Origin of the sequence: Acidaminococcus sp. CAG:542, assembly GCF_000437815.1 — a bacterium.
In the GTDB taxonomy this organism is placed as follows: domain Bacteria; phylum Bacillota; class Negativicutes; order Acidaminococcales; family Acidaminococcaceae; genus Acidaminococcus.
Genome location: NZ_FR902066.1, coordinates 1 through 5,354 on the forward strand (window position 1 = coordinate 1; position 5,354 = coordinate 5,354).

Below are 5,354 nucleotides of genomic sequence, written 5' to 3' on the forward strand. Positions count from 1 at the left end.
CTGCCCCCAACGTGGTAGGGGCTCCCTGCAGGGAAGCCCGTCCCGGCCGCCCAGGGGGCCCGAAGCTTCTTTCAAACAACCGTATATCCGGCTTCCGCCAGCACTTCCAGAGATCGGTCGAAGTTTTCCTTTTTCACCAGGATGTAATCGGTATTGAACGTGGAAACGGCGAAAATACTGATCTTGTGTTCGGCCAGGATGCCGGACACCTGGGACAGGATCCCAATCAGAGAAAAATCCAGGATGCCCTGGATCCGGAACCCTTTCCAGCCATCATCCCGTTCCAGGGTCCGGAGAGGAGCATCTTTCGTCCGGCAAACCAGGGACAGTTCCTCATCGGTTTTTCCAATAAAATAAAAATCAGCATCCAAACGGATATCGGACAGCTGGCTGACCTTGCATACCGTCAGATTATAAGGGATTTTTTTCAGTTCCATGGCAGGCTCCTTTGCAGTTAAATATGAAATGTCATTAATAATTTAGTATATCGGCAGTGAGAAAAGAAAGCAAGATAGAGGAGAAGAAAAAGATCATACAGATTTACCCCGAAGGGAACCCTCCGGGAGGCCGGAGAAGGGCGGGCCTGCGGCTCGCCCCTACAGCGCTGCAATCGAATGTCTGATCCAACAGTCTTAAAAACGGATGTTTCGACGATCCCGTTGCTCTGATTTTCCGTTGGTTCTTTGACCCCAACGGCGTAGGGGCTCCCCGCAGGGGAGCCCGTCCCGGCCGCCCAGGGGGATGCTCTGCACTCTGCGCTCTTCACTCTGCACTTATGCCCCATTTCCCACCTGCCCATCCCCCTCTTTTCTGCTATAATTATAAATTATAGGGAAAGTTTCACCCTACAAAAAGTTTGGCAGTAGGAAGAACCCGTTTTACTATTTTCATCCATGAATGAAGGGGAGACTTTTATGATTGAACGGCCTACCACGAAGCAGTTATTGGCTGCTTCCCTCATTGAACTTGCTGGGAAGAAATCCGTTGACAAGATTTCGGTCAAAGAAATTGTCACCAACTGCGGCATGACAACGACAACCTTTTATAATCATTTTGCGGATAAATATGTACTACTGGCTTCTATCTATAACAAAGAAATTGAGCCGGCTTTCAGCCAACTCGGCAATAAAATCAGCTGGTGTGATGCGTTGTGCATATTCTGTACTACCCTTTCGGATAAACAGTCATTTTTCCTAAATGCGTTGAAAAACACATCAGGGCAGACCTCCTTCCGCTATGCGACTAATGACTACGCCATTGATTTACTGCGTGAGCGCCTGCGTATTTTAGGTAAAGAAGATGCACTTCCTACAGAAATCGATTTTTTGGCTAAGTACTATATGCGTTCTATCTCTGAGATGATTCAGGACTGGTTTATTGGTGGGCAAAAAATTCCTCTCGATAATTTTATCGAACTGCTTGTCCTCGCCATGCCAGAACCATTAAAGAAGCGTCTGCTTTAATGGCAGGTTGGCATTCTGCACAAAATGACAAGTTCGTTTAGAAACACACGATTTTCTAACGAGATTCTGCCTTTCTCCCGTGCTATAATTCAGTTGAAAAAAACAAGAAACTTACTCAGGAGGAGTATCCATATGTCTGTTTTTCCAGAAATCATCCGCCATGTTCCACAACGTGACTATGGTATAGAAGGGCTGACGGTTCGCGTGGACCATACGTCTACAGGCACGGTCTACTTCGTCAGTGCGGAAAAAGAAGTCCATTTCCCAGAGCATGCCCATGCGGAACAGTGGACAATTGTTGTCAGCGGTAAATGCCTGTTGACAATGGATGGCGCAACCAGGACGTATCAGCAGGGCGATACATACGTCATCCCAGGCAATAAGAAACATCAAATCACACTTTGCGCTGGCTATGCGGAAGTTGATTACGTCGACGATCCGTGTGACGGCGAAGCATAATCTATTTTTGCGCGGCCTGCGGTTATGAGTACATTGGCGATATCAACAAAAAATCATAGAGGAGGAGAGATTCCTATGAAAAAGATACTGATACTGGATGGTGGCCCCCGGAAGAACAACAACACTGCAAAACTCCTGGCATCTGCCAGGGAAGGTGCTGTTTCTGCCGGAGCCAGCGTCGAGACTATTGACTTATATAATCTGAACTTTACCGACTGTCGCAGCTGCCTGGCATGTAAGAATAAAAAGATTGCCGTGCCTTGGAAATGCTATTGGAAGGACGGCTTGACGGAAACGCTGGAGAAAGTCTATGAGGCAGATGCAATTATCATCGGCTCGCCAATTTACTTCGGGGAACCAACGGGCGAGGTCCGTTCCTTTATGGTCCGCTCGACCTTTCCGGCACTATCCTATGATGATTATAAGAGCACGTTTACGGGAAAAATCGATGTCGGCATTATCCTTACGATGAATGCAGACCAGAACTACTACGATGAGCACTACAAACCGCGCATGGAAGAATACTTCTGGCCGTTCCATTTCCTGAACGGGAAAACGGAAATACTGGCTTCCTGCGATACGCTGCAGGTACCGGATTACAGCCGATACCGTATGGCATCGTGGGATGAAACGAAAAAGAAAGCGCATCACGCCGAGCAATTCCCGAAAGACCTGCAGGCGGCATTTGATCTTGGAAAGAGACTGGCCAGTCAGCAGTAACTGTTTTGTTGTGAAAGGATAAACTTTTATGAATACAAAAGATTTTCAGCCAGAGATTTTCAAACTCTTTGATGACCAGTGGGGCATCCTGACCGCCGGCGATAAAGGTGCCTTCAATTCGATGACGATTAGCTGGGGTATGCTGGGAACACTCTGGTGTATGCCTCACAAGGGGAAGAATGTCTGCGCAGTATTTGTCAATCCGGCGCGTTATACGTATGGTTTCATGGAAAAGAGCGACTACTACACTGTCTCGTTCTTTGACAACAAGAAGTATCAGAAAGCTCTCGGTATCATGGGAAGCAAATCCGGCCGGGATATGGATAAAGCAAAGGCCAGCGGTCTCACCTCAAAATATCTGGAGCATGGCGTGACCTACAAAGAAGCAGAGATTACTTTTGTCATCCGGAAAATCTACCGCCATGAGCTTCAGCTGGGGCAAATGCCAGCGGATGTCATCGAAGGATTCTATACCAAAGGCCGTGTGCCGCACACGATGTATATCGGAGAAATCATCGAGACCATCCGGTAAATCCCGGCCATCAATCCTATAAGCTTCACATAATCATAATCTCCGTCAGGGTCGGGGGACCAGGGAGGGCAGGGAGTTTCTTTTTTTATCGCACCCCCGATTCCCATATTGTCACCGTCCAACAGATCAAACGAGAGTGCCCGACCCCAACGGTGTAGGGGCTACCCGCAGGGAAGCCCATCCCGGCCGCCCAGGGGGCAAAAAAACAGGCCCGCAGTCGTAGTGATTGCGGGCCTGTTTCTGTCGGTATTTTTGGACAGGACATTTGCTATAATGAATATAAAGCAGGAAGATAAATTCGGCTGTGGGTAAAAAGAACCAGAGGGAGAGAAAAATGAAGGTAAGATATGTTGGACCTTCACAGCAGGTTAAGAGTCTGACGGATCATCAAATCTACTCTATTGAACAGGGAAAAGGTGCTCCATTGAATCCATGGGACGAATTGGAAAATACGATTTTTTATGGGTCTGCCCAAGATGTTGAAAATTAAAAATGTCCCGAGTGCGGTAGCTTCTTAACAGTAAGATTTGAAAAATCGGAATCCTGCCTCACCATAGAATGCCAGCAATGTGGGGATCGATCTCATGGGGATAAGTGTCTCCTGGTGCCAAAGTATTTACAGGAGGACGGTGAATTTAATGACGGCTGATGATGGAAAGAAAACGAAAACGCTTCTAACACCTTTTGGTGAGATCAAAATCCTGGTCGATGGAAAACCAATCCCCTATGTTGCACAAAGGGGAAGGAATTTGGAAGGAAAGTGTCCTCATGTTCTGGGAAGATATCAGATTGCCATCCATTTTACCCCTGATGGAGAGAATCATACCCTGGCATGTGTTTTTGAAACTGGTTTATCCTATGAAAGAATGCCGGAAAGTGGTGACTGTCTGGAATGTCAAAGCTTTTATAATGATTGCGGGTTTAAAATGTCCATCGGTCTTGAATGTGAGTCAGGATACATAGGAAATGTACGGTTCTCTGATCGATATGATTATGATGTGGAATATCTGAAAAATGGAATGACTTTCCTGATTGACAGGAATACAAAAACTAAACACTATGTGTTTGGGATATCCTGGATTGATAACGTAGTCTGGAACGATCATACTGAAGACAAGCGTAAACGGGATGTTGAAACCTGGTATGGGGCAGACCCAACGATAGGATTGTAAATCTTCGCCACTCAGTTACTAGGACCTCAATCGAATAAAGACTTTCGGCCGCTGGCCGGCCAGGGTAAGGCGTGTCAAGCAGGAGCATAGCAAAATGGTCGATTTATTTTTGCAGGAAATTACGGAGGAAAAAGTTGCCTATAAATATGTCCCAGAAGGTAAAGAGAATGAATACGGGTATGGATTGATTGCTATCGATAAAACAACCGGCGAACTAGAACTGGTTCAACGAGATCCACAGAAGTGGGATGCTTATGCAAGGCATGCAGTTTTAACGATTCATAAATTTTACAAACAGGGATTTTACCCTGAAAAATATACGGTTCTCTGGTATTGAACAAAAAAGATTACGGTGAACATCCATGATTGACCTGGCGAAAGACAGGAAAACTGGCATTCCTAATTCTGAATCTTTGACTTTGAGTTTGTGGTGGCCAGGATTGATTTGCCTTGGTTGAACCCCTACCACGTCTGCGTCGGAGTTGGGTGCAGAAAGACGAGCCGCGAGCCATTGCAATGCCGTAGGACTCGCAGGCCCGGCGTTCCCGTTAGATGCACGAACCTATGACCCCAACGGTGTAGGGGCTCCCCGCAGGGAAGCCCATCCCCGGCCGCCCAGGGGGCAAAAAGCAGGCCTGCAGTCGAGGGATTACGGGCTTTTTTCTGTCGTGATTTTTGGATAGGGCATTTGCTATAATGAACATAAAGCAAGAAAAACCTTCAGGAAGTAGAAAATTAAAAAGACTGCATATAAAAAATCGAGGTGTTGGAGAAAATGAAATCAACACAATTAAAACAAGAAAAAACACAGAATATATTTGCGGGTCTCAAACGTGGAGATTCCAATGTTCTTTTACAATATTTAAAGGGATCACCGGAAACTAAAATCATTGGTATTATAGCTGCCATCATCTATAATAATAGATCTGATGAGTGCGTTAGTCTTTTAAAAGAGATTGCCAAAGGTACGGATTTTGCAAGTTATGGCGGAGTTGTAGCAGAATACGC

9 protein-coding genes are annotated in these 5,354 nt (G+C 46.2%); 8 read left to right on the forward strand and 1 reads right to left on the reverse strand.

What is annotated here, in order from left to right; all coding sequences use genetic code 11:
* Nucleotides 1–71: 71 nt before the first annotated feature.
* Nucleotides 72–437 carry an ACT domain-containing protein gene (locus QVO43_RS05210; RefSeq protein WP_022487518.1) on the reverse strand — a complete coding sequence of 122 codons (366 nt, stop codon included), beginning with the start codon at nt 435–437 and terminating at the stop codon, nt 72–74.
* 477 nt (nt 438–914) lie between these two features.
* Here QVO43_RS05210 and QVO43_RS05215 point away from each other — a divergent pair, with 477 nt between their 5' ends.
* The 8 genes from QVO43_RS05215 to QVO43_RS05250 all read left to right on the forward strand — a co-directional run.
* Nucleotides 915–1,463 (forward strand): TetR/AcrR family transcriptional regulator C-terminal domain-containing protein, encoded by a 549-nt coding sequence (locus QVO43_RS05215; protein WP_022487519.1) that lies wholly within the window; start codon nt 915–917, stop codon nt 1,461–1,463.
* Between the two features lie 132 nt (nt 1,464–1,595).
* Entirely contained in the window at nt 1,596–1,922 is a 327-nt protein-coding gene (locus QVO43_RS05220) for a cupin domain-containing protein (RefSeq protein ID WP_022487520.1), read from the forward strand.
* Nucleotides 1,923–1,997: 75 nt separating this feature from the next.
* Nucleotides 1,998–2,642 (forward strand): flavodoxin family protein, encoded by a 645-nt coding sequence (locus QVO43_RS05225; protein ID WP_022487521.1) that lies wholly within the window; start codon nt 1,998–2,000, stop codon nt 2,640–2,642.
* 28 nt (nt 2,643–2,670) lie between these two features.
* The gene (locus QVO43_RS05230) at nt 2,671–3,174 is read left to right on the forward strand and encodes a flavin reductase (RefSeq protein ID WP_022487522.1); all 504 of its coding nucleotides are present in this window, start codon (nt 2,671–2,673) and stop codon (nt 3,172–3,174) included.
* Nucleotides 3,175–3,478: 304 nt separating this feature from the next.
* Nucleotides 3,479–3,664, forward strand: coding sequence for a hypothetical protein (locus tag QVO43_RS05235; protein WP_288174562.1), 186 nt, complete (start codon nt 3,479–3,481; stop codon nt 3,662–3,664).
* A gap of 148 nt (nt 3,665–3,812) precedes the next feature.
* Nucleotides 3,813–4,346 (forward strand): hypothetical protein, encoded by a 534-nt coding sequence (locus QVO43_RS05240; RefSeq protein ID WP_288174563.1) that lies wholly within the window; start codon nt 3,813–3,815, stop codon nt 4,344–4,346.
* Between the two features lie 94 nt (nt 4,347–4,440).
* Entirely contained in the window at nt 4,441–4,683 is a 243-nt protein-coding gene (locus tag QVO43_RS05245) for a hypothetical protein (RefSeq protein ID WP_154488269.1), read from the forward strand.
* A gap of 438 nt (nt 4,684–5,121) precedes the next feature.
* A partial coding sequence (locus QVO43_RS05250) for a hypothetical protein (RefSeq protein ID WP_288174564.1) occupies nt 5,122–5,354 on the forward strand: 233 nt, incomplete at its 3' end.